We start from the raw sequence: 22,206 nt of genomic DNA on the forward strand, positions 1-22,206 counted from the left end.
CGCCCATCATATCGGAGAAACCATTCTGGACGAAAAATCGCTTTCCATCGCCCGCCAATGCCAGACTGCGGCATATGACGGCAGCATGAGCTTTCCGCAGATCGTCGCCCGGTTGATTGATGCGGGATTCGAATCCTACATGGTCGATTACCGCCACCGCACAACGACCTATTACCGCGCGGATGGCAAGAGCGTCGCTCTTGAGATGCCCGTCTTGACAGGTGAGGTCGCGGCCCGCTTTGATGCCGAAGCCGTTGCCGAACAGGTGCGCACGGCACAGGAAAATGCCGCCGATTACACCTATGAAGGCTTTTCCCGAAATGTGAAACGCGCCGGTTGCGGCGGTTACCTGGTGTCGTTCGTCGGCCGGCGGGTGGTCTATTTCGGCCGCACGGGGGAAACGCATACCGAGCATTTCCCCCAATAACCGGCGACGTCAGCCCGCCAGCAATGCGGCATTGCCGCCCGCCGCGGTGGTATCGACGCACAGATGGCGTTCATGCGCAACATGGGCCAGATCGGGGCGCGTGGTGATCAATGGCACGATCGCGCCCTTGCGCCCGGCCAGCGCCTGGGCATAGGCCCGGCCCTGTGCGGCATCGCCCCACCAGATCGCCCCGGAAATATCGCCCGTCGCGGCTAGAGCCGCAGGCGACAGGGTGCCGTCGACCGCCACCGCACGCCCGCCAAGCGCCTGAACCGACGCCACCTGCGCCTGCACCGCCGCGGCCCCCGGCCCAAGGCACAGCAGCGCCGGACGGCTCAGCAGGCTGAGCCGGTTCAGCTCGCCGGTCGGACCCGACATCAGGTATTCGGTGATCGGGGCCTCGCCCAGCGTGGCCGTCCCGGCCAGAGCGGCTTGCAGTTTGCGGCCATCGGCATGACCGGGCCAGTCGGTGCCCGGATCGACCGGATCGGGGGCGAAAAAGCGCGCCAGATACAGCGGCCCGCCCGCCTTGGGACCAGTGCCCGACAGGCCCTCGCCGCCAAAGGGCTGGCTGCCGACGACGGCGCCGATCTGGTTGCGGTTGACGTAGATATTGCCGGCATGGATCGCCTCGGACACCTCTTGCACGCGCGAATCGATGCGCGTGTGCAGCCCAAAGGTCAGCCCGTAGCCGCGCGCATTGATGCCCTGAACCACCCGGTCCAGCTGATCGGCGCGGAAGGTCGCGACATGCAGGACGGGGCCGAACACCTCGCGGTCCAGATCGTCGATGCCGTTCACTTTCATGAGCAGCGGCGCGATGAAATGGCCCTGCCGGGGTGCCCAGACACGATGCAGGACGCGGGCGGCATTGGCCTCGGCATAGACGTCGATGCCCTGGCGGGCCTCATCGTCTATGACGGGGCCGACATCGGTCGACAGGTTCCAGGGGTCGCCCACGCGCAGCTCGTCCATCGCGCCCTTGATCATGGCGATCACATGGGGGGCAATGTCTTCCTGAACGTATAGGCAGCGCAGCGCCGAACAGCGCTGTCCGGCCGAACGGAAGCTTGAAGCGACGATATCGCGCACCGCCTGTTCGGGCAGCGCGGTCGAATCGACGATCATCGCATTCAGCCCGCCGGTTTCGGCGATCAGCGGCGTGCCGGGCGCCATATTCGCGGCCATGGCGCGGGCGATGATCTGCGCGGTTTCGGTCGAGCCGGTAAAGACGACGCCATTGATGCGCGCATCCGAAGTCAGCGCCGCGCCAACCGTGCCGCCCTGTCCGGGCAGGAGTTGCAGCGCCGCGCGCGGCACGCCCGCCTCATGCAGCAGACGCACGGCAATCGCCGCGATCAGCGGCGTCTGTTCGGCGGGTTTCGCCAGTACCGCGTTCCCCGCCATCAGTGCCGCCGCGATCTGGCCGGTGAAGATGGCCAGCGGAAAGTTCCACGGGCTGATCGCGGTGACGATGCCGCGCGGCGCGCGGCTCGAATGCTCGCCCTCGGCGGCGTAATAGCGCAGGAAATCCACCGCCTCGCGCAGTTCCCCCACGCAATCGGGCAGGATCTTTCCGGCCTCGCGCGCCAGCGCGGCAAAGATCGGGCCGTAATTTTCCTCGTAAAGATCGGCGGCGCGGCGCAGGACGGCGGCGCGTTCGGCCGCCGGGGCGTCCCAGATGCGCGCATCCCCGATGGCGCGGGCGACGGTCGCGGCATCGGCCTCGGTCACATGGGCGACGGTCTCGCCGGTGGCAGGGTTCACCACCGCCACGCGGGTGCCGGCGGGTTCGGACACGGTCAGGGGCGCGGCATCCGGGACGGTGCAATCGCGCGCCGCATCGATGCGGGCCAAAGTGCCCTCATCGCTGAGGTCGAAGCCTTCGGAATTGGTGCGGCCGGCGCCAAAGATCGCGGCGGGCGCGACCAGGCTGGCCGGGGCATGCGCCGTGGCCAAAGCTTCGAACGGATCGCGGGCGACCGCCTCGGCGGACACCGTTTCATCGACGATCTGATGCACAAAGGACGAGTTCGCGCCGTTTTCCAGAAGCCGGCGCACCAGATAGGCCAGAAGATCGCGATGCGCGCCGACCGGGGCATAGATGCGGCAGCAGCCATTGCTGTCGCGCAGCACGATGTCATGCAGACGCTCGCCCATGCCATGCAGGCGCTGGAACTCGAAACGCGTATCGCCGACCATTTCCAGAACCGCCGCGACGGTCTGGGCGTTATGGGTGGCGAATTGCGGATAGATGCGGTCCGAATAGCCGATCAGCTTGCGGGCATTGGCGATATAGCTGACATCGGTCGCGACCTTGCTGGTGAACAGCGGAAAGCCCGGCATGCCCTCGACCTGGGCGCGCTTGATCTCGGTGTCCCAATAGGCGCCCTTGACCAGACGCACCATGATCTTGCGGTCCAGCCGCGTGGCCAGCGCGTAAAGCCAGTCGATCACCTGACCGGCGCGCTTGCCATAGGCCTGAACCACGACGCCGAACCCGTCCCATCCGGCAAGCGAAGGGTCCGACAGCACGGCCTCGATCACCTTCATCGAAATGACCAGCCGGTCCTGTTCCTCGGCGTCGATATTCATGCCCATGCCTGCGGCCTTGGCCTGCCGCGCAAGCGACAGCACCACCGGCACCAGCTCGGCCAGAACGCGCTTTTCCTGCGCGACCTCATAGCGCGGATGCAGCGCCGAGAGCTTGATCGAGATGCCCGGATTCATTTCGACCGAGCCCTTGTCACAGGCCTGCGCGATCGCGGCGATGGCGTCGGAATAATCGCGGGCATAGCGCGCGGCATCGGCGCCGGTCATCGCCGCCTCGCCCAGCATGTCATAGCTATAGGTAAAGCCCTGGGCCTCGCGGGTTTTGGCGCGATCCAGCGCCTTTTGAATGGTTTCGCCAAGAACGAACTGACGGCCCATTTCCTTCATCGCCCGGCCGACCGCGGTGCGGATCACCGGCTCGCCCAGCCGGCGGATGGCGCCGCGCAGGGTGCCGGCGATGCCGCCCTGATCGTCGTCCAGAACCTTGCCCGTCAGCATGAGCGCCCAGGTCGAGGCATTGACCAGCGAGGACGAGGCCTCGCCCAGATGCCTGCCCCAGTCCGAGGGCGCGATCTTGTCCTCGATCAGCGCATCCATCGTGCCCCGGTCGGGCACGCGCAGCATCGCCTCGGCCAGACACATCAGCGCGACGCCCTCACGCGTGGACAGGCCGTATTCCGACAGGAAATGCTCCATCAGCGTGGGCTTGGCCTCGGCCCGGATGCGGCGCACCAGCTCGGCGGCGCGGGCGGTGATCGCGGCACGCGCGCCGGGGCTCAGCGCGGCCTCGGCGACAAGGCGATCCAAAAGCGCGGATTCAGACTGAAACTTGGCATCCGCGTCAAAGGCGGTCAGGGCGATTGCGGGCATGGGAATCTCCTCGGGTGTGGCGATCCTCATATCGGGAAGGTCGTGGACCATGTGACCATTATATGCCAAAACGCTAGCTGATCGTAACAAAATATGCAGGATATTCAGACCATGGACGAGGCGCTGGACAATACCAATCGCAAGATCCTGCATGAGTTGGTGACCAATGCCCGGATTCCGACCACGGAACTGGCGCGCAAGGTGGGGCTGTCAAAGACCCCGGTCGCGCTGCGCATCCGCCAGATGGAGGAAATGGGCCTGATCACCGGCTATCGCGCGATCCTGTCGCCGCTGAAGCTGGGCCTGACCCATGTCACCTATGTCGAGGCGCGGCTTTCGGATACGCGGCAAAAGGCGCTGGAACAGTTCAACGCCGCCGTCCGCGCCATCCCCGAGGTCGAGGAATGCTATATGATCGCGGGCGGATTCGACTATCTGCTCAAGGTGCGGTCGCGCGACATGACCGATTACCGGCGCATCATGGCCGAAAGCATCTCGGCCCTGCCCCATATCCACGCGACCACCAGCTATGTCGCGATGGAGGCCGTGGTCGAACAGAACTGGACCGCGATCTAGCCGCAAACCGTTAACCGGATCGTCCCGCCAAGGCACCGTCCGGCGCCGGACAGGTCCTGCCCACGTCTCGCATCTATCCTTTTAGCAGATCGGCCTTTACGACGTTGTCATTCCGCGACGTCCGGTTAACCTATTTGTATCACAACGATTTTTCACAATTAACACGAGTGTTTACCATGCCCGTTTCAACCTGCGGCGGGGATGTCGCCGCCTCTCACATGGCGCTGGTTGCCCATGAAGATGACGACATTCTTTTCATGAATCACGATATCGCGGCCGCCATCGCCAATGGCGAGGCGATGACGACGGTCTTTGTCACGGCGGGCGATGCCGGGCGCGACCAAAGCTATTGGGCCGCGCGCGAAGATGGCGCGCGCGCCGCCTACAGCGTCTATGCAGGCTCTACAGACTGGGTTCATGAAACGGTCGAGCTGAGCCATGGCGAAGAGCAGTTCAGCATCGCCACCAGCTATCTGGCCGACCGGCCCGAAATCCGGCTCTATTTCCTGCGCCTGCCCGACGGGTTCCGGGGCGGCGACGGGTCCGGCCGCAACGGCTATGAAAGCCTGCTCAAGCTCTGGAATGGCAGCATCGACGAAGCCCATAGCGTCGATGGCGCGAACAGCTATACCCGCGCCGAGCTGGCCGACACGCTGTTGATGCTGATGGAGCGGCATCAGCCCTCGCATGTCATGGTTCAGGATCATGTAAGTATCCTCGCCCCCAGCGAGCACAGCGACCATTTCAACGCCTCGCTTTTCGCGACGCTGGCGCAACAAGGCTATACCGCCGAGCATGATTTCGAAGCCTATGTCGGCTATGGCTCGCGGCAATTGCCGGTGAACCTGCTCGATCCCGGATTGCTGCGCCTCTATTTCGACGCGTTTGAGGCCTATGGCGCCCACGATCCGGCGGTCCAGACCGGCACCCATCCCGATGGCAGCCCGATCTTTGGCAACAGCTATTACGACTGGATGCAGCGCGAATATCACGTCGACGACGTCATGGATATCTGGAGCCTGGATTTCGACCTCAACAGCAGCTGGCGCACCGAACGGCATGAACGCCTTTTGGCCGACAGCGATGGCGACGGGCGGGCCGATATCCTGGGCTTTGGGCAACGCAGCGTGCTGGTCGCCGCGGCCGAAGAGATCCGTTTCGGCCGCGCCGAAATCTGGACGGCGGAATTCACCGCCGCCGCCGGCTGGCGAGAGGGCCGCCATTTCCGTACCGCCGGCGATGTCGATGGCGACGGTCGCGACGATATCGTGGCTTTTGGCAATGACGGCATCACGGTGGCGCTGTCGAACGGTTCGGGCTTTGACGCCGGCAGCCTGTGGCTTGGCGATTTCGGTTATGTCGCCGGCGGCTGGCGCAGCGGGCGCCATGTGCGCGAGGTCGCCGACGTCAATGGCGATGGCCGCGACGATGTGATCGGCTTTGGCGAACGCGGGGTGCTGGTCAGCCTGTCCAATGGCGCGAGCTTCGATCCGGCCAGCCTGTGGCTGAGCGGCTTTAGCCAAAGCAGCGGCTGGCGCGTCGACCGCCACAGCCGCAGCCTTGGCGATATCGACGGCGACGGACGCGCCGATCTGGTCGGCTTTGGCGATTACGGCACCCGGATCGCGCTGTCGAATGGCAACGGCTTTGTCGCCGGCAGCGGCTGGAGCGGCGATTTCGGCAGCGTCGATGACGGCTGGAGCAATGAGCGCCATATCCGCACCGTCGCCGATGTGAATGGCGACGGGCGCGACGATCTGGTCGGGTTTGGCGAGGACGGCGTCTATGTCGCGCTTTCGGCATGGTGGGGATTCGAGGCCGCCGAACTCTGGTCCACGGATTTCGGCTATGACGATGGCTGGCGCAACAACCTGCACGAACGCCAGCTGGCCGATATCAACGGCGACGGCATGGCCGACATCGTGGGCTTTGGCGATTACGGCGTCATCGTCGCGCTGTCGGATGGCGACAGCTTCGAGGGGCCCGGCTACCCGGACGAATTCCTGTTCTAGGGCGCATCGGCCTATGGCATCGCGGCGATCCCGGCGATAAAGCGGCGCCAAGGGGGCCGCATGGATCTTAAATGGCTTGAGGATTTCCTGGTTCTGGCCGAGACGCACAGCTTTTCGCGCTCGGCCGAACTGCGGGGCGTGACCCAAAGCGCCTTTTCGCGCCGCATCCGCGCGCTTGAGGAATGGCTGGGCACGGATCTTTTGTCGCGCGACAGCTATCCGGTCACGCTGACCCCCGAGGGGATCTTGCTGCGCGAAACCGCCGAAGAGGTCGTGCGCATGATCCATGCCCGCCGCGCAGAATTCCGCGACCATGCCCGCAATCGCGGCGGCGAGATTTCCTTTCTGGCGCTGCACAGCCTGACCGTGACCTTTCTGCCCGGCTGGCTGATGCGGCTCAAGGCGGTCGCCGGCCAGATGACCAGCCGCGTCAAGCCCGAGAATTTCGACCGCTGCATCGCCTCGCTGACCGAAGGGGGCTATGACTTTTTCCTGACCTATGCCCATCCCCAGGTGAATATCCCCCTTGATCCGGCGGCCTATCCCTATCGGACCGTGGGTCAGGACGCGCTGGTCGCCGTCGCCCGCCCCGGCTGGCCGGCCGAATGGCAAAGCGATGGCATGCCGATGCTGACCTATTCGCGGGGCTCGTTTCTGAACGCCATGGCACGCATCGCACTGGCCCAGCCCGGCGCCCCCCGCGTCTATGTCGCCCATACCGACGAGGCCTCGATGGCCGAGGCGATGAAAAGCATGGCGGTGGCGGGGCATGGGCTGGTCTGGCTGCCGCGCCGCATGGCCGAGGCCGAGATCCTCTCGGGCCGGCTTGAGGTGGTGGCCCCCGAATTGCCGATGGAGATCCGGCTTTATCGCAACCCGGCACGCGGGCGCGGCCTGGCGGGCCGGGTCTGGAACGCCGCCACCACCCTGCCCCAGGGTTATGCGGATTCGGAATAACCCAGCGCGACTTGGCATTGGAGCCATCGCCGGATCGCGCCTAAAGATTGCGCTGCGAACCCGTAAGACTGGCCGCCCCGATCGACCGAACCCGTAACCTGCGCAATGCAGCCCCGCCCGATGGCAGGGGCCCGCCCGCGCGCATCCCAAGTGCAGACGATGACGACGAACACGCGCCTGGAACATGACCTGCTTGGCGGCCGCGCGGTCCCCGCCGATGCCTATTGGGGCATTCACACGCTGCGCGCGGTCGAGAATTTCCCGATCTCGGGCCGTCCGGTCGGCGAAATCCCCGAACTTGTCCGCGCGCTGGCCGCGATCAAACAGGCGGCGGCGCTGGCCAATACCGATCTGGACCTGCTGCCGCTCGACAGCCGCGATGCGATCATCGCCGCCTGCGAGGAAATCCGCGCCGGCGCGCTGCATGATCAGTTCATCGTCGACCAGATCCAGGGCGGCGCCGGAACCTCGACCAACATGAACGCCAATGAGGTGATCGCCAATCGCGCGCTTGAGCTTCTGGGGCATGCCAGGGGCGATTACCGGCATCTGCATCCGAACGAACATGTAAACATGAGCCAGTCGACCAATGACGTCTATCCGACCGCGCTGCGGCTGGCGACATGGCGCGGGTTGCAGCAGCTGATCGCGGCGCTCGCGGCGCTGCGGCTGGCATTCGCGGCCAAGGCCGGAGAGTTCGGCAGCATCCTGAAAATGGGGCGCACGCAGCTGCAAGAGGCGGTGCCGATGACGCTGGGCCAGGAATTCAACGCCTTCGCCATCACCATCGGCGAGGATGAGGCCCGGCTGGCCGAGGCTGCACAGCTGATGTGCGAAATCAATCTGGGCGCCACCGCCATCGGCACCGGCATCACCGCCCATCCCGATTATGCCGAACGCGTCCGCGCCCGGCTGGCCGAGATCACCACCATCCCCGTGGTCACCGCCTTCGATCTGGTCGAGGCAACACAGGACACGGGCGCCTTTGTCCAGGTTTCGGGCGTGCTCAAGCGCGTCGCGGTCAAGCTTTCGAAAATCTGCAACGACCTGCGGCTGTTATCATCGGGGCCGCGCGCGGGGTTCAATGAAATCAATCTGCCCGCGCGTCAGGCCGGTTCGTCCATCATGCCCGGCAAGGTCAACCCGGTCATCCCCGAAGTGGTCAATCAGGTCGCCTTCGAGGTGATCGGCAATGACGTCACCATCTCGATGGCGGCCGAGGGCGGGCAGCTACAGCTGAATGCCTTTGAGCCGGTGATCGCCTATAGCGCCTTTCGCTCGATCAGCCATCTGATCGCCGCCTGCGACACGCTGCGGATGAATTGCGTTCAGGGCATCACCGCCAATCACGATGTGCTGCGCGAAACCGTGCGCAATTCGATCGGCATCGTCACCGCGCTGAACCCCTATATCGGCTATGCGGCGGCGACCGAGGTTGCGACCGAGGCGCATCTGACCGGGCGCGGGGTCTATGATCTGGTGCTGGAAAAGGGATTGCTGCCCAAGGATCGGCTGGATGCGATCCTGCGGCCCGAAAACCTGACCCGACCGCAGCCCTTTGTCGCCTGATCGGGTTCTGAACTCTGCCGGCGGCCCGCCTAACCCGGATCGCTGGCGATTTCGTCCAGCAGAAAGGCACGGAATTTGCGGATCGCAGGGCGGTTCCGGCGCCCCGGCGGATAAACCAGCCAATAGCTGCGCCCGTTCTTGGCCGCCAGGGGAAAGGGCTGGATCAGGCTGCCGGTCGCCAGCTCGAACCGGAAAAAGCGGGGCGTCAACAGCGCCACACCGTAACCGGCCAGCGCGGCGCGCGCCTCATGCAGGTCGGTGGCCAGCGTCAGGCCGGGCTTGGGCGGGGTTTCCCAGAAATCCACGCCCGCTTCGCGCATCCAGACCGCCCAGTTGCGATCCGCCCGATCCAGCAGCGGCAGCTTCAGCAGGTCCGCCGGCTCGCGGATGTCATGCTTCGCGGCCAGTGTCGGGGACAGCATCGGCGAATAATCCATTTCCATCAGATGCTGCGCCGTCAGACCCGGCCAGTTGCCGTAACCGCCGCGAATGGCCACGCTGACATCTTCGCGCGCGAAATCGACGATGGTATCGCTGGTTTCCAGCCGCACCGCCAGATCGGGGTTGTTCATCTGAAACTTGCCAAGCCGGGGCGACAGCCAGGTTCCCGCAAAGGTCGGCATGGTCGAAATCGACAGGGTCGAAACCAGATCGGTCGTCGGTTCTGCATAGGCTTCGCGCAGAATTTCAAAAGCATCGATGGTCGGGCGTGCGAACAGCGCACCCGTTTCGGTCAGCACCACCTCGCGCGGCTTGCGCAGAAACAGTGGCGCGCCCATGCGGTCCTCAAGCAGGCGGATCTGATAGCTGACGGCCGCCTGGGTCATCCCAAGCTCCTCGGCGGCGCGGGTGAAATTCAGATGGCGGGCAACGGCCTCAAATGCCCGCAAGGCTGCCAAAGGAGGGATTGCCATAAACTGCCCTTATCGTCCCGTGCTGAGCCTTTGTTGGCAAGAGCTTTGGAAAACCAGCATCCTGTGAACATGGACTAAAAGCAAGCGCCGAATAAGGAACCGATCATGTCGCACGATGTTGCAAATACCTTTCGCCTCGGCCTTTTCGGGCGCATCGCCCAGACACTTGGCTTGCGCCAGAACGATAAGCAGCCCCTATCGAGCCGCTATGACCGGATGCAGGCGCTGGATGACCGCGAGACCCGCCGCGCCATCGCCAATCTGCCGCCTCATCTGTTGCGCGACATCGGGGTGCTGGGCGGCCGCCGGGTAGACAGCCGCCACCCCACCCCCGAAGGCGAGGCGCTGCGCCGCCATCTGTGGTAGCCCGCCTGCCGCCGCCCGCCGCAGCAAATCGCCACGATCCCGGGCCGCCCAAGGGCGGCCCGTTTGCCCGTCGCGCCTGCCCGTCGCACCTGCCCGTCGCGCCTGCCCGTCGCACCTGCCCGTCGCGCCTGCCCGTCGCACCTGCCCGTCGCACCTGCTCGTCACGCCTGCCTGTCGCGTGCCTAGCGCAGCCCTTCGCAAAAACCCTTGATCCGGGCACAGGCATCCATCAGCACCGCATCCGATGTGGCATAGGAAACCCGGAAATGCGGGCTAAGCCCAAAGGCCGCGCCAAAGACCACGGCAACGCCGGTTTCATCCAGCAACGCGGTGGCAAAGGCCTCGTCATCGGCGATTTTCGTGCCCCCGGCCGAGGTCTTGCCGATCAGCGCGTGGATCGAGGGATAGACATAGAACGCCCCTTCGGGCACCGGGCAGACGATGCCGGGACAATCGTTCAGCGCATTGACCACCAGATCGCGGCGGCGCTGAAAGATGGCGCGGCTGGTTTCGATATAGTCCTGCGGCCCGGTCAGCGCGGCCAGCGCGGCATATTGGCTGATCGAACAGGGGTTCGAGGTGGATTGCGATTGCAGCTTGGCCATGGCGCGGATCAGCAACTCGGGGCCGGCGCCATAGCCGATGCGCCAGCCGGTCATGGCATAGGATTTCGACACGCCATTCATGGTCAGCACCCGCTCTTTCAGGCCGGGTTCGATCTGTGCCGGGGTGACGAACCGGAAATCGTCAAAGACCAGATGTTCATAGATATCGTCGCTGAGCACCCAGACATGGGGATGGCGCATCAGCACATCGGTCAACGCCCGCATATGCGCCGCGCCATAACCCGCCCCCGACGGGTTCGAGGGCGAATTCAGGATCACCCATTTCGTGCGCGGCGTGATCACCGCCTCAAGCTGGTCGGCGCTGATGCGATAGCCGTTTTCCATTACCGCCGGCACGATCACCGGCATCCCCCCCGCCAACAGCACCATATCAGGATAGCTGACCCAATAGGGTGCGGGGATGATCACCTCATCGCCCGGATTCAGCGTCGCCATCAGCGCGTTATAAAGGATCTGCTTGCCGCCGGTGCCGATGCTGATCTGTGCAGGACTATAGTTCAGCCCGTTCTCGCGCGCGAACTTGTCGCAGACCGCCTGCTTGAGCTGCGGCGTGCCGTCCACGGCAGTATAGCGCGTAAACCCTTGATCAATCGCCGATTTCGCCGCCTCACGGATATGTTCCGGGGTGTCGAAATCGGGCTCGCCGGCGGAAAGCGCGATGATATCGCGTCCCTCGGCCTTCAATTCCTGGGCGCGGCCGGTGATCGCAATCGTGGGTGAGGGTTTGACGCGGGCAAGCGTCTGCGACAAAAAGCTCATCGAATTCATCCTGTCCGTGGGATGCCGGACCATAGGCATACCCGCCATGAACAGGCAAGCCGGAGAACAGCGTGGACCACGATCAAGCAAGGCTCAAACGACTGCGAATGCGCAGCTGGCGTCGCGGCATGAAAGAGATGGACCTGATTCTGGGCCCGTTTTCGGATAGCGAGCTGGAAACGCTGAATCCGCAGGACATGGATCTTTACGAGATCCTGCTGAACGAAAACGATCAGGACCTTTATCCCTGGATCACCGCCCGGCTCGGCGATGCCCGCCCCGGACCCCAGGAATTGCTGCCTCTTCTGGACCGGATCGCGGCCTTCGCCCGGGCGCGGCTGGCAAAATAGATGTAATTTTAGAGAAAAGCGTCAGGATTAACCTAAGCTTGGCAAATATGAGGCATGATGACGGAAATGAACCATCAGACGGAAGCCGCAAATGCCTCAGCGCAGCCCTGCTCAATCGGTGCCCGCCCTGCGCCCCTTGCCGCGCAACAACCGCACCGAATCCTATCTTGAAAGCCTGCAGATCCTTGAACGGCTGCATCGGCTGATGCTGGATCTGGTCAAGGATGAATTCGAACGGCTGGGCCGTTCCGATCTGACCCCGGTGCAGGCGATGCTGATCTATAATCTGGGCACGGCCGAGGTGACGGCGGGCGAATTGCGCTCACGCGGGATGTATCAGGGGTCGAACGTCTCATACAACCTCAAGAAGCTGGTCGAACTGGGTTATGTCCACCACGAACGCTGCGACATGGATCGCCGCTCGGTTCGTGTGCGTCTGACCCAACAGGGACAAGAGGTGCGCGATTGCGTGGCCGAACTGTTCTGCCGCCATGCCGAGGGGTTGGAGCTGTCGGGCGTGCTGGACGACCCGCCGGTCGAGGCGGTGAACCTGCAATGGCGACGGGTCGAACGCTTCTGGGCCGAACAGATCCGCTATATCTATTGATCGGGCATCCGCCCCAAGGCATCGCCCTGGTCGGCCCCTGCATTCACCCCCGCCAAACCTCGCGGTCAAGGCTGGCGAGTTTCGCGATCCCGCGCCGCCGCCCGATACAGGGCAACCGAAAACGGGATGCGGATCTCAGTGCGCCATGATTACAACGCTGATGGCGCGCGCTCACTGACGCGCGCCTAGGCTGCGATTACCAGTGGCCGGTATTTTCCATGCTCGCCCAAGGTTCCTGCGGGGGCAGATGCTCACCCTCTTGCAGGATCTCGATCGATACATTGTCGGGGCTGCGCACAAAAGCCATGTGACCGTCGCGCGGCGGCCGGTTGATGGTCACGCCAGCGTCCATCAGCTTCTGACACATGTCGTAGATATTGCCGACGCGATAGGCCAGATGGCCGAAATGACGGCTGTCCGAGGGCAGCCCCTCATCCCCATCCCAATTGAAGGTCAGCTCGACCGGGCATTCATGCTGGTCGGGCGGGGCCATGAAAACCAATGTAAAGCGCCCCTTGTCATTGTCGATGCGCCGGATCTCTTCCAGCCCCAACAGGCGAAAGAACGTCATCGTCGCCTCAAGATCCTTCACCCGGATCATGGTATGCAAATAGCGGATTTTCATTGTCATCCTTTCCGTTGCCGGGCCAAGATTGGCATTGCTGATCCTGCGCTGCAATATGCCGGTGCAGGAAGGGACCTGATGCACACAGCAGGTTGATTGAAGCGCGCGCTAATGCCACAAGATATGCCAATCGAACCCAAGGATTCCGCCATGCCGCTTACCCCCGAACAACAGGCCGAGATCGACGAGCAGCGCGCTCAGCCGCGCCCCACCCTGCGCGCCGTGTCCGAGGGAATGGAAAAGCACCTCTACCTTCCGCATCAGGTTCTGGACCATGGATTGGTGCGCGTCGTCGATTACATGGGCGACGATTCCGCGATCACGCAGGCCGCGCGGGTCAGCTATGGGCGCGGCACGAAATCCGTCAGCACGGATGAGGGGCTGATCCGTTACCTGATGCGGCACTGGCATTCGACCCCCTTCGAAATGTGCGAGGTCAAGTTTCACGTCAAGCTTCCGGTCTTTGTCGCCCGGCAATGGATCCGGCACCGCACCGCCAATGTGAACGAATATTCGGCGCGCTATTCCATCCTCGACCGCGAGTTCTATATCCCCGCCCCCGAACATCTTTCGGCGCAATCCTCGGTCAACCGCCAGGGACGCGGCGAATTGCTTGAGGGCGAAGAGGCCGCCCGCGTTCTGGACATGCTGCGCGATGATGCGATGCGCAGCTATGACCACTACGAATCCATGCTGAGCCAAGAGGGACAGAAAGGTTTGGCCCGCGAGCTCGCGCGGATGAACCTGCCGGCCAATGTCTATACGCAATGGTATTGGAAGGTCGATCTGCACAATCTGTTCCACTTTCTGCGGCTGCGTGCCGATGCCCATGCGCAATATGAGATCCGCACCTATGCCGATACGATGTGCGGGATCGTTCGTGACTGGGTGCCGTTTGCCTATGCAGCCTTTGAGGATTATCGCCTTGGGGGCACGCAGCTGTCGGCCAAAGGCATCGCCGCGCTGAAACGGCGCCTCGCCGGCGAGACGGTGACGCAGGAAAACAGCGGCATGAGCATCGGTGAATGGCGGGAATTCGAGGCTGTCTGGTCCTAGCGCTGCTTCGAGCCGTACCCTTTCGACTGCGCGTTTTCAGGCGAAAACTCTCCGCGGTGACGATTGACGCCGCCGCAGAACTGAAAAGCGCGTGGCCGCATCACAGCATCCAGATATAAAGATGGTCTTGCAGCGGATCATCGCCAGCGATCCGTAGGACCGATCCGGCGCAAGAGTTACATCAATATAAGATGATCCGCCCCAAACCTCGGCAGAGTCAACAAGGCGGCGCCTATTTGCGCGGCAGGCTGAACAAACGGGATCACGGACACCAGACGAGCGGCGCATCACGCACCGCTCGCAATCACTGGCAACTCTCAGCTCGCGGCAGCGGGCTCTTTCTTGGCGTCCACATGAATGATCAGCGGTTTGGCCGAAGGGTTATCGACCGCCTCGTCATTCACGACCACTTCCTGAACGCTGTCCATCCCCGGCAGATCGAACATGGTATCCAGAAGGATATCCTCCATGATCGAACGCAGGCCCCGCGCGCCGGTCTTGCGTTTGATAGCACGTTTGGCGATGGCGACCAGCGCATCTTCGGTAAAGGTCAGCTTCACATCTTCCAGATCGAACAGCCGCTGGTACTGTTTGACCAGCGCGTTCTTGGGCTGGGTCAGAATGGTGATCAGCGCGTCTTCATCCAGATCGCCCAAAGTCGCGATGACCGGCAAACGGCCAACAAATTCGGGGATCAGGCCGAATTTCAGCAGATCTTCGGGCTCAAGCTGCTTGAACAGCTCGCCCACGCCCTTGTCGTCGTTTTCCTTGACCGAAGCGCCAAAGCCCATCGCCGTGCCCTTGTTGCGCTGTGCGATGATCCGGTCCAGACCCGCAAAGGCGCCGCCGCAGATGAACAGGATATTGGTGGTGTCGACTTGCAGGAACTCTTGCTGTGGATGCTTGCGCCCACCTTGGGGCGGGACACTGGCGACCGTGCCCTCCATGATCTTGAGAAGCGCCTGCTGCACCCCCTCGCCCGACACGTCGCGGGTGATCGAGGGGTTGTCGGATTTGCGCGTGATCTTGTCGACCTCGTCGATATAGACGATGCCGCGCTGCGCGCGCTCGACATTGTATTCGCTCGCCTGCAACAGCTTGAGGATGATGTTTTCGACATCCTCGCCGACATAGCCGGCCTCGGTCAGCGTGGTGGCATCGGCCATGGTGAAGGGCACATCAAGAATGCGCGCCAGCGTCTGCGCCAGAAGCGTCTTGCCGCAGCCCGTCGGGCCGATCAGCAGGATATTCGACTTGGCCAGTTCGATGTCGGATTTCGAGCTGTGGTTCAGGCGCTTATAGTGGTTGTGCACCGCGACCGACAGCACCCGCTTGGCATGTTCCTGGCCGATGACGTAATCGTCCAGCACATTGCAGATTTCGCGCGGACTGGGCACGCCATCGCCGGATTTCAGCGCAGACGTCTTGGTTTCCTCGCGGATGATGTCCATGCAAAGCTCGACGCATTCATCGCAGATGAACACGGTCGGTCCGGCGATCAGCTTGCGCACCTCATGCTGGCTCTTGCCGCAAAAGCTGCAATAGAGCGTATTCTTGCTGTCGCCGCCGGTCGGATTGGCCATTACTTCACATCCTCGCCTTACCCAAGAAGCCCGGCGCAACTGCCGGACCTCTGCACTTTACGGTACAGGACCCTGTCGCGCGCGCCGCGCTTGCGGTCCATGTTACGGGCGCCACTTGCCCGTCACAATCCCCAAAAAACCTTGCCGCCAGCGGCAAAGCCCGGATTATTTCTCGGGCTCGGCCTTGCCGCGCGCTTCGAGGATTTCGTCGATCAGGCCCCATTCCTTGGCCTCGGCGGGCGACATGAAACGGTCGCGTTCAAGCGCCTGCTCGACCTCTTCGAGGGTGCGGCCGGTATGCTTGACGTAAATCTCGTTCAGGCGCCGCTTCAGCTTTTCGGTTTCGCGCGCATGGATCAGGATATCCGTCGCCTGCCCCTGGAACCCGCCCGAAGGCTGATGCACCATCACCCGCGAATTGGGCAAGGAATAGCGCATGCCCGGCTGGCCGGCGCAAAGCAGCAAGGATCCCATCGAGGCCGCCTGCCCCACCACCAGCGTCGAGACGCGCGGCTTGATATATTGCATCGTGTCATAAATCGACAGGCCCGCGGTCACCACGCCGCCAGGACTATTGATATACATACTGATATCCTTGGTCGGGTTCTCGGCCTCAAGGAACAGCAGCTGCGCCGAAATCAGCGTGGCCATGCCGTCATGCACCGGCCCCGCCAGAAAGATGATCCGCTCCTTGAGCAGACGCGAGAAGATGTCATAGGCGCGCTCGCCACGGCTGGTCTGTTCGACGACCATCGGGACGAGGGTGTTCATGTAGAATTCTGCCGGATCGTGCATGTGTTTTCCTGCTTATTGTCCCTGCCTCGCAGCCCCCGCCGCGAATCGCCCCCGGATCACATCCGAATGGGCAGTTCCTAAACGCCAAAGGTTGAGAGAGTCTTAGTAACGCCGGGCCGCAAGAACAAGAGAGTGATAAAAATTGCCCCTTTCCGGCCGAGCGGATAATCTGCCCCCAACGACGGAGAATTCCATGATCTTGATCGTCGGCCTGGGCAATCCGGGCCAGAAATACGAAAAAAACCGGCATAACGTGGGGTTTATGGCCGTGGACCGGATCGCTGCCGATCACGGTTTCGGACCGTGGCGCGCCCGTTTTCAGGGCGATGCCGCCGAGGGGCGGCTGGGTGATTTGCGCATCACGCTGTTGCGGCCCGGGACATTCATGAACCTTTCGGGACAATCGGTGGGCGAGGCGATGCGCTATCTGAAGCTGTCCCCCGATGCGGTGATCGTGCTTCATGACGAGCTGGATCTTGCGCCGGGCAAGGTGCGGCTCAAGACCGGGGGCGGGCATGCGGGCCATAACGGGTTGCGTTCGATCCATCAGCATATCGGCGAGGATTATCGCCGCCTGCGCATCGGCATCGGCCATCCCGGCCATAAGGATCGCGTCGCGGGCTATGTGCTGTCGGATTTCGCCAAGGCCGAAGAGGCCGGGCTGGACGACCTGCTGCGCGGCATTTCGGACGGGGCGGCGGCACTTGCGGCGGAGGCGGATGCGCCTTTCATGAATGCGGTCGCGGCGCGCACGGCACCGGCGCGCAACAGCGGCACCGGCGGCCCCCGCCCCCCGGCATCCAAGCCCGCCACAGAGGCGTCAAAGCCGGCGAATACCGGCCCGGCGGCCACGACCGAGGCACCGGCCACCCCGGCGCCGGAAAGCTTTGCCGACCGGCTGCGCGCCCTGGGCGAGAAATTCCGATGAGCAGCTGGCAGGACGCATTCGCCCAGCAGACCCGCGCCTGTCGCGCGCTGGGATCGGTGCTGACCGCGCGCGTCTGCGATGCGCTGGCCCGCATCATCGCATCCGATACCGGCCCGGTCGGGCAGCGGGTGAAATCATGGCCCGGCGACGCCGGCCCCGGCGCCGATTCGGTGCCGCTGCGGCTCTGCGGTGCGCTGCATGCGCTGACCATGACGAATCGCGCGCCCGCGCTGACGGCGGCTTATGCGATGGCCGGCGGGGTGCAGCTTGATCTGGAAATTCGCTCGGCAATTCAAAACAATGCGCCGCATTTTCTAGAATGGCTCGAATATGCGCCGCAAACCAATGAGGTCGGCCGCTCGGGTCCGCTGATCGCGGTCGCATGGTTTCTGGGCGCAAGATGTCCGGGGGTCCGGTTCGACCTGCTTGAGCTGGGCGGAAGTGCCGGACTTAACCTGAACTTTCCTCATTACAGCCTTGCAAATGAAATGGGTTTTCAACCCAGCCTTGCCGAGGGCGAGCTGTCGGAAGTGCGGCTCGCGCCACTTTGGCGGGGCACCCCGCCAGAGCCCGCGCCACTGACGTTCGGGACGGCGCGGGGTGTCGATCTGAACCCACTGGACCCGGCGCGGGACGGGTTTCGCCTGATGGCTTATACTTGGCCGGATCAGCGCGACCGGCTGGGTCGGCTGCGCGCGGCGCTGGCCGTGGCGGGTGCCCATCCCCCGGTGATGGAACGCGACGATGCCGGCGCATGGCTGGCCGCCCGGCTGGCCGAACCCGTGCCGCATGGCCGGCTGGTCTATCACACCGTGGCCGCGCAATATTTCCCCGAAACCACCCGCGCCCGCATCGAGACCGCCCTGCAAGAGGCGGGCCGGCACGCCGGTCCCGACCGCCCGTTGGCACATTTCTCGATGGAGGGGGATGGCGGCGAAGGCGCGGCGCTGCGGTTGCGGCTGTGGTCCGGCGGCCCGCCAAGGACATGGCATCTTGGCCGCGCGGATTTCCATGGCCGCTGGATCGAGTGGCAAGCACAGGAGGAAAGCTGATGGATCCGGCGCTGAACGTTCTGGGCGGCAGGCTGGAACCCTGTTCGATGCGGCCCCTGACCGGGTTTTTCCGCGATGGCTGCTGCAATACCGGGGCCGAGGATCGTGGCCGTCACACCGTCTGCGTCATTGTCACGGCCGAGTTCCTGGCCCTGTCGAAATATCTCGGAAACGATCTCAGCACGCCGCGCCCGAAATTCAACTTTGCCGGATTGACGCCCGGGGATCGCTGGTGCCTTTGCGCCACGCGGTTCCTGCAAGCGGCGCAGGAATTCGCCGCCCCGCAGGTGGTGCTGGCCGCGACGCATGCCCGGTCGCTGGAAATCATTCCGATGGAATTGCTGCGCGCCCATGCCTGCGACGGCGACAAGAACGGGGATCGGGACGGAATCGGCTGATCCCCGCGCTCAGCGGCCGATCTGGGCCAGATAATGGCGCACCGCATCGACGACATGGCGAAAACGGTCGCCGCCCAGATGCTTGCCGCCATACCAGCGGGTCACGATGACGACATGATCGGTCAGCCCCGCGCGTTCCAGCATCTGCTGAATGATCTGCGCGGCCCCGCTTTCGCCATCGTCGTCGCGCACCCCCTCGCCCGACAGGATCGCCGCCCATGTGTTATGCGTGGCCTTGGCGAAACGCTTGTTTTGCCGAAGCTCGGCCAACAGCGCCGCGACCTCGGCCCGGGTCGCGGCCGGACCGCCCGAAACCGCATAGCGCGAACCGCGATCCGAGATGATCTTGTCAAAGACGGTCAGAGTCATGTCTTGCGCCGGACATAAAGCTCCAGCCGGTGGCGAACGATCTCATAGCCCATTTCGGCGGCGATCTCGGCCTGAAGACGTTCGATGCGGTCGCTGACGAACTCGCGCACCTCGCCGGTCTCGACGTCGATCATGTGGTCGTGATGGGTGCCGTCTGCGGGTTCGAATCGCGCGGGCTCCCCCTCGAATTCCAGCTTCAGGATGACGCCCTGCGCCTCAAGCGCGGAAAGCGTGCGATAGACCGTCGCCAACGAGACCGCCGCCCCCGCACGGGTCGCGCGGGCATGCAGCTGGGTCGCGTCCGGGTGATCGCCGGCCGCCGCCAGCACACGCAACAGCGCCGCCCGCTGGCGGGTGATGCGCACACCCGCACGGCGCAGGGCATCCTCAAAGGATTTGGCTCGCTGGTCGATTCCCATGCTTTTTCATGGCCCGCTTGGCGGAAAATGGCAACCGCGCCGATGCGCGCCCGGCCCGGAACGCAAGGGATATGCCGTCGCTAGACGGTGCGGCCGCCATCGACATCCAGAATGACCCCGGTCAGCATATCCGCCTCGTCCGAGGCCAGATACAGCGCCGCATTGGCGATGTCGCGCGGCCGCGACAGCCGGCCAAGCGGGATCGTGGCCAGAAAGCGGGCGCGGTTTTCGGGCGTGTCCTTGCAGCCCATGAAATGTTCCAAAAGCCCGGTTTCGCCCATCACCGGGGCGATGGCATTCACGCGGATCCCGTCGGGCGCCAATTCGACGGCAAGGCTGCGCGTCATCGTGTTCACCGCCCCTTTCGAGGAATTGTACCAGGTAAGGCCCGGTCGCGGCCGCGCGCCGGCGGTCGAGCTGACATTGATCATCACCCCATGCCCCTGCCGGCGCCAGACGGGGACCACGGCATGGCACATGTGAAAGATCGAGGTGACATTGACATCATAGATGCGGCGGAACGCGGCCTCGTCCGTGTTCAGAAGCGGGCCGTTGGGCGTCGTCCAGCCGGCATTGTTGACCACGATATCCAGCCCGCCGAACGCCGCCACCGTCTGCGAGACCGCCACGGCGATCTGTGCGCCATCAGTCACGTCGCAGGGAATGGCGATGGCGGCCGGACCGATCGCGGCGGCGACCCCGGCGGCGCCCTCGGCATTGATGTCCAGCACTGCGACCCGCGCGCCTTCGCGGGCGAATGTCTCGGCAATGCCGCGCCCGAACCCCGAGGCCGCCCCCGTCACCAATGCCGTCTTGCCTTGCAGTCGCATGGATCCCCCTATCCGTAACGGTGAATGATGGTTTTCAGGCGCGAGAATTCAGAAAGCGCCACAAAGCCCTTTTCGCGGCCATGCCCGGATTTGCGCACCCCGCCAAAAGGCAGCTCGATACCGCCGCCGGCGCCATAGCCGTTGATATAGACCTGTCCGCAGCGCATGGCGCGCGCCACCCGCGCCTGACGGTCGCCGTCCCGCGTCCAGATGCCCGCCGCAAGCCCGTATTCCGTGCCATTGGCGATGGCGATGGCTTCGGCCTCGGTGTCAAAGGGGATGGCGGCCAGCACCGGGCCGAACACCTCATCCTGCGCCAGCGGGCTTTGCGGATCGACGGGACCGAACAGCGCCGGCGCGATATAGAAGCCGCCCGCCGGCACATCCGGGGCCACGGTGCCGCGCGCAATCAGGGGCGCGGTCGTCGCGTCGATATAGGCCTGGACCCGGGCCATCTGTCGGGCGGAAATCAGCGGGCCCAGCACCGCATCCTCGCCCGAGGGGCGGGCCTCGACGGCGCGAAAGCGCGTGGCCAGCATGCCGGTCAGCCGGTCCCAGATGCCGCGCTGGATCAGCACCCGCGATCCCGCCGAACAGGTCTGGCCGCCATTCTGGACGATGGCGTTGACGATCACCGGCAATGCGGCGTCCAGATCGGCATCCTCAAAGACGATCTGCGGCGACTTGCCGCCCAGTTCCAGCGTACAGGGAATATGGTTGCGCGCCGCCGCGATCTGGATCGCTTGCCCGACCTCGGGCGAGCCGGTGAAGCTGATGAAATCGACGCCGGGATGTTCGGAAAGCGCCCGCCCCGCCACCTCGCCGCGCCCGGTGACGATATTGATCGCGCCGGGCGGAAAGCCCACCTCGCCCGCCAATTCGCCGATGCGCAGAATGGTCAGACAGGCATCCTCGGCGGGTTTGGTGACGGTGGCATTGCCCATGGCCAGCGCCGCACCGACCGAGCGGCCAAAGATCTGCACCGGGTAATTCCAAGGGATGATATGGCCGGTCACGCCATGGGCCTCGCGCAGGCTCATCACGTCATAGCCGTTCAGAAACGGGATCACCTCGCCATGCAGCTTGTCCGCCGCGCCGCCATAATATTCGAAATAGCGCACCAGCGCCGCCATATCGGCACGGGACTGGGCGATGGGTTTGCCGTTGTCGCGGGTTTCGAGCCGCGCCAACGCCTCGGCCTCGGCCTCAAGGCGCAGCGCAAGGCGCAGCATCAGCCGGCCCCGTTCGGCCGCGGTCAGTCCGCCCCATTCGCCCCCCAGCGCCGCGCGTGCCGCGTCGATGGCTGCGGCGACATCCTCGGGGCCGGAATCGGCGATACTGGCAAAGCGCATCCCGTCGATGGGCGAGATCATCGGCAATTCCCGACCCAGTGCCGCCGCCCGCCATGTCCCGCCGATCAGGTTCAGCGGGCGTGGAATCGTCAGGGATTGATCCGTCATCGTCTCATCCATCTGTGGGATTCGCCCCGAACAGGGTGACGATGTCGCAGCCACAGTGCAAGGCTGGCGAAAGCTGACCATGTCGTTAAGCTGGGATCAACATCT

Annotated in this window: 22 protein-coding genes; 12 read left to right on the forward strand and 10 right to left on the reverse strand. The window is 64.0% G+C overall.

What is annotated here, in order from left to right:
* Positions 1-85 precede the first annotated feature (85 nt).
* Positions 86-427 carry a hypothetical protein gene (locus ACFOMH_RS09625; protein WP_377744151.1) on the forward strand — a complete coding sequence of 114 codons (342 nt, stop codon included), beginning with the start codon at positions 86-88 and terminating at the stop codon, positions 425-427.
* Between the two features lie 9 nt (positions 428-436).
* Here ACFOMH_RS09625 and putA read toward each other — a convergent pair whose 3' ends face one another.
* Positions 437-3,850: a bifunctional proline dehydrogenase/L-glutamate gamma-semialdehyde dehydrogenase PutA gene (gene putA / locus ACFOMH_RS09630; RefSeq protein WP_377744153.1), complete on the reverse strand. Its 3,414-nt coding sequence runs from the start codon at positions 3,848-3,850 to the stop codon at positions 437-439.
* Between the two features lie 111 nt (positions 3,851-3,961).
* On the opposite strand from putA, the gene ACFOMH_RS09635 reads away from it, so the two are divergent.
* From ACFOMH_RS09635 to aspA, 4 genes are all read left to right on the forward strand, one after another.
* Positions 3,962-4,426 carry an Lrp/AsnC family transcriptional regulator gene (locus tag ACFOMH_RS09635; protein ID WP_374425418.1) on the forward strand — a complete coding sequence of 155 codons (465 nt, stop codon included), beginning with the start codon at positions 3,962-3,964 and terminating at the stop codon, positions 4,424-4,426.
* A gap of 176 nt (positions 4,427-4,602) precedes the next feature.
* Positions 4,603-6,438 carry an FG-GAP-like repeat-containing protein gene (locus ACFOMH_RS09640; RefSeq protein WP_377744154.1) on the forward strand — a complete coding sequence of 612 codons (1,836 nt, stop codon included), beginning with the start codon at positions 4,603-4,605 and terminating at the stop codon, positions 6,436-6,438.
* A gap of 60 nt (positions 6,439-6,498) precedes the next feature.
* Complete coding sequence (locus ACFOMH_RS09645; protein ID WP_377744156.1) at positions 6,499-7,395, forward strand: LysR family transcriptional regulator; 897 nt, start codon at positions 6,499-6,501, stop codon at positions 7,393-7,395.
* A gap of 159 nt (positions 7,396-7,554) precedes the next feature.
* Positions 7,555-8,964, forward strand: a complete 1,410-nt coding sequence (aspA, locus tag ACFOMH_RS09650) for an aspartate ammonia-lyase (protein WP_377744157.1) — start codon at positions 7,555-7,557, stop codon at positions 8,962-8,964.
* Between the two features lie 29 nt (positions 8,965-8,993).
* Here aspA and ACFOMH_RS09655 read toward each other — a convergent pair whose 3' ends face one another.
* The gene (locus ACFOMH_RS09655) at positions 8,994-9,878 is read right to left on the reverse strand and encodes a LysR substrate-binding domain-containing protein (protein ID WP_377744159.1); all 885 of its coding nucleotides are present in this window, start codon (positions 9,876-9,878) and stop codon (positions 8,994-8,996) included.
* Between the two features lie 105 nt (positions 9,879-9,983).
* Here ACFOMH_RS09655 and ACFOMH_RS09660 point away from each other — a divergent pair, with 105 nt between their 5' ends.
* On the forward strand, positions 9,984-10,244 hold the full coding sequence (locus tag ACFOMH_RS09660) for a hypothetical protein (protein ID WP_377744161.1): 261 nt from the start codon (positions 9,984-9,986) through the stop codon (positions 10,242-10,244).
* A 182-nt stretch (positions 10,245-10,426) separates the two neighbouring features.
* Here ACFOMH_RS09660 and ACFOMH_RS09665 read toward each other — a convergent pair whose 3' ends face one another.
* Positions 10,427-11,629 (reverse strand): pyridoxal phosphate-dependent aminotransferase, encoded by a 1,203-nt coding sequence (locus ACFOMH_RS09665; protein WP_377744163.1) that lies wholly within the window; start codon positions 11,627-11,629, stop codon positions 10,427-10,429.
* A gap of 107 nt (positions 11,630-11,736) precedes the next feature.
* Between ACFOMH_RS09665 and ACFOMH_RS09670 the strand changes: the two genes are divergently transcribed.
* Together ACFOMH_RS09670 and ACFOMH_RS09675 are read left to right on the forward strand one after the other, a co-directional pair.
* On the forward strand, positions 11,737-11,979 hold the full coding sequence (locus ACFOMH_RS09670; RefSeq protein ID WP_377744165.1) for an FAD assembly factor SdhE: 243 nt from the start codon (positions 11,737-11,739) through the stop codon (positions 11,977-11,979).
* A gap of 91 nt (positions 11,980-12,070) precedes the next feature.
* The gene (locus ACFOMH_RS09675) at positions 12,071-12,586 is read left to right on the forward strand and encodes a MarR family winged helix-turn-helix transcriptional regulator (RefSeq protein ID WP_374425296.1); all 516 of its coding nucleotides are present in this window, start codon (positions 12,071-12,073) and stop codon (positions 12,584-12,586) included.
* A 196-nt stretch (positions 12,587-12,782) separates the two neighbouring features.
* Here the strand turns inward: ACFOMH_RS09675 and ACFOMH_RS09680 are convergent, their stop codons facing one another.
* Positions 12,783-13,211: a VOC family protein gene (locus tag ACFOMH_RS09680; RefSeq protein WP_374425295.1), complete on the reverse strand. Its 429-nt coding sequence runs from the start codon at positions 13,209-13,211 to the stop codon at positions 12,783-12,785.
* Positions 13,212-13,361: 150 nt separating this feature from the next.
* Between ACFOMH_RS09680 and thyX the strand changes: the two genes are divergently transcribed.
* Complete coding sequence (gene thyX, locus ACFOMH_RS09685) at positions 13,362-14,267, forward strand: FAD-dependent thymidylate synthase (protein WP_377744167.1); 906 nt, start codon at positions 13,362-13,364, stop codon at positions 14,265-14,267.
* Between the two features lie 317 nt (positions 14,268-14,584).
* Here the strand turns inward: thyX and clpX are convergent, their stop codons facing one another.
* Together clpX and ACFOMH_RS09695 are read right to left on the reverse strand one after the other, a co-directional pair.
* A complete protein-coding gene (clpX, locus tag ACFOMH_RS09690) occupies positions 14,585-15,850 on the reverse strand; it encodes an ATP-dependent Clp protease ATP-binding subunit ClpX (RefSeq protein ID WP_374425294.1) in 1,266 nt (421 codons plus the stop codon).
* 165 nt (positions 15,851-16,015) lie between these two features.
* On the reverse strand, positions 16,016-16,645 hold the full coding sequence (locus ACFOMH_RS09695; protein ID WP_374425293.1) for an ATP-dependent Clp protease proteolytic subunit: 630 nt from the start codon (positions 16,643-16,645) through the stop codon (positions 16,016-16,018).
* 193 nt (positions 16,646-16,838) lie between these two features.
* Between ACFOMH_RS09695 and pth the strand changes: the two genes are divergently transcribed.
* From pth to ACFOMH_RS09710, 3 genes are read left to right on the forward strand one after another with little or no spacing between them, the layout of a single operon-like run.
* Positions 16,839-17,573: an aminoacyl-tRNA hydrolase gene (pth, locus tag ACFOMH_RS09700; RefSeq protein WP_377744170.1), complete on the forward strand. Its 735-nt coding sequence runs from the start codon at positions 16,839-16,841 to the stop codon at positions 17,571-17,573.
* On the forward strand, positions 17,570-18,625 hold the full coding sequence (locus ACFOMH_RS09705) for a DUF2332 domain-containing protein (RefSeq protein ID WP_377744172.1): 1,056 nt from the start codon (positions 17,570-17,572) through the stop codon (positions 18,623-18,625). The genes pth and ACFOMH_RS09705 overlap by 4 nt, the downstream gene beginning before the upstream one ends.
* On the forward strand, positions 18,625-19,023 hold the full coding sequence (locus ACFOMH_RS09710) for a DUF2237 family protein (protein ID WP_377744174.1): 399 nt from the start codon (positions 18,625-18,627) through the stop codon (positions 19,021-19,023). Before ACFOMH_RS09705 ends, ACFOMH_RS09710 begins: the two co-directional genes overlap by 1 nt.
* 9 nt (positions 19,024-19,032) lie before the next feature.
* On the opposite strand, the gene ACFOMH_RS09715 is transcribed toward ACFOMH_RS09710, so the two are convergent.
* The 4 genes from ACFOMH_RS09715 to ACFOMH_RS09730 all read right to left on the reverse strand — a co-directional run bounded on the left by ACFOMH_RS09715 (position 19,033) and on the right by ACFOMH_RS09730 (position 22,113).
* The gene (locus tag ACFOMH_RS09715) at positions 19,033-19,392 is read right to left on the reverse strand and encodes a YigZ family protein (protein WP_377744176.1); all 360 of its coding nucleotides are present in this window, start codon (positions 19,390-19,392) and stop codon (positions 19,033-19,035) included.
* Positions 19,389-19,811 carry a Fur family transcriptional regulator gene (locus ACFOMH_RS09720; RefSeq protein ID WP_374425288.1) on the reverse strand — a complete coding sequence of 141 codons (423 nt, stop codon included), beginning with the start codon at positions 19,809-19,811 and terminating at the stop codon, positions 19,389-19,391. Before ACFOMH_RS09720 ends, ACFOMH_RS09715 begins: the two co-directional genes overlap by 4 nt.
* An 80-nt stretch (positions 19,812-19,891) precedes the next feature.
* On the reverse strand, positions 19,892-20,641 hold the full coding sequence (locus ACFOMH_RS09725; RefSeq protein ID WP_377744178.1) for an SDR family oxidoreductase: 750 nt from the start codon (positions 20,639-20,641) through the stop codon (positions 19,892-19,894).
* A gap of 8 nt (positions 20,642-20,649) precedes the next feature.
* On the reverse strand, positions 20,650-22,113 hold the full coding sequence (locus ACFOMH_RS09730; RefSeq protein WP_377744180.1) for an aldehyde dehydrogenase family protein: 1,464 nt from the start codon (positions 22,111-22,113) through the stop codon (positions 20,650-20,652).
* Positions 22,114-22,206: the final 93 nt, after the last annotated feature.

This window comes from Paracoccus mangrovi (assembly GCF_042648425.1).
Lineage (GTDB): Bacteria > Pseudomonadota > Alphaproteobacteria > Rhodobacterales > Rhodobacteraceae > Paracoccus > Paracoccus mangrovi.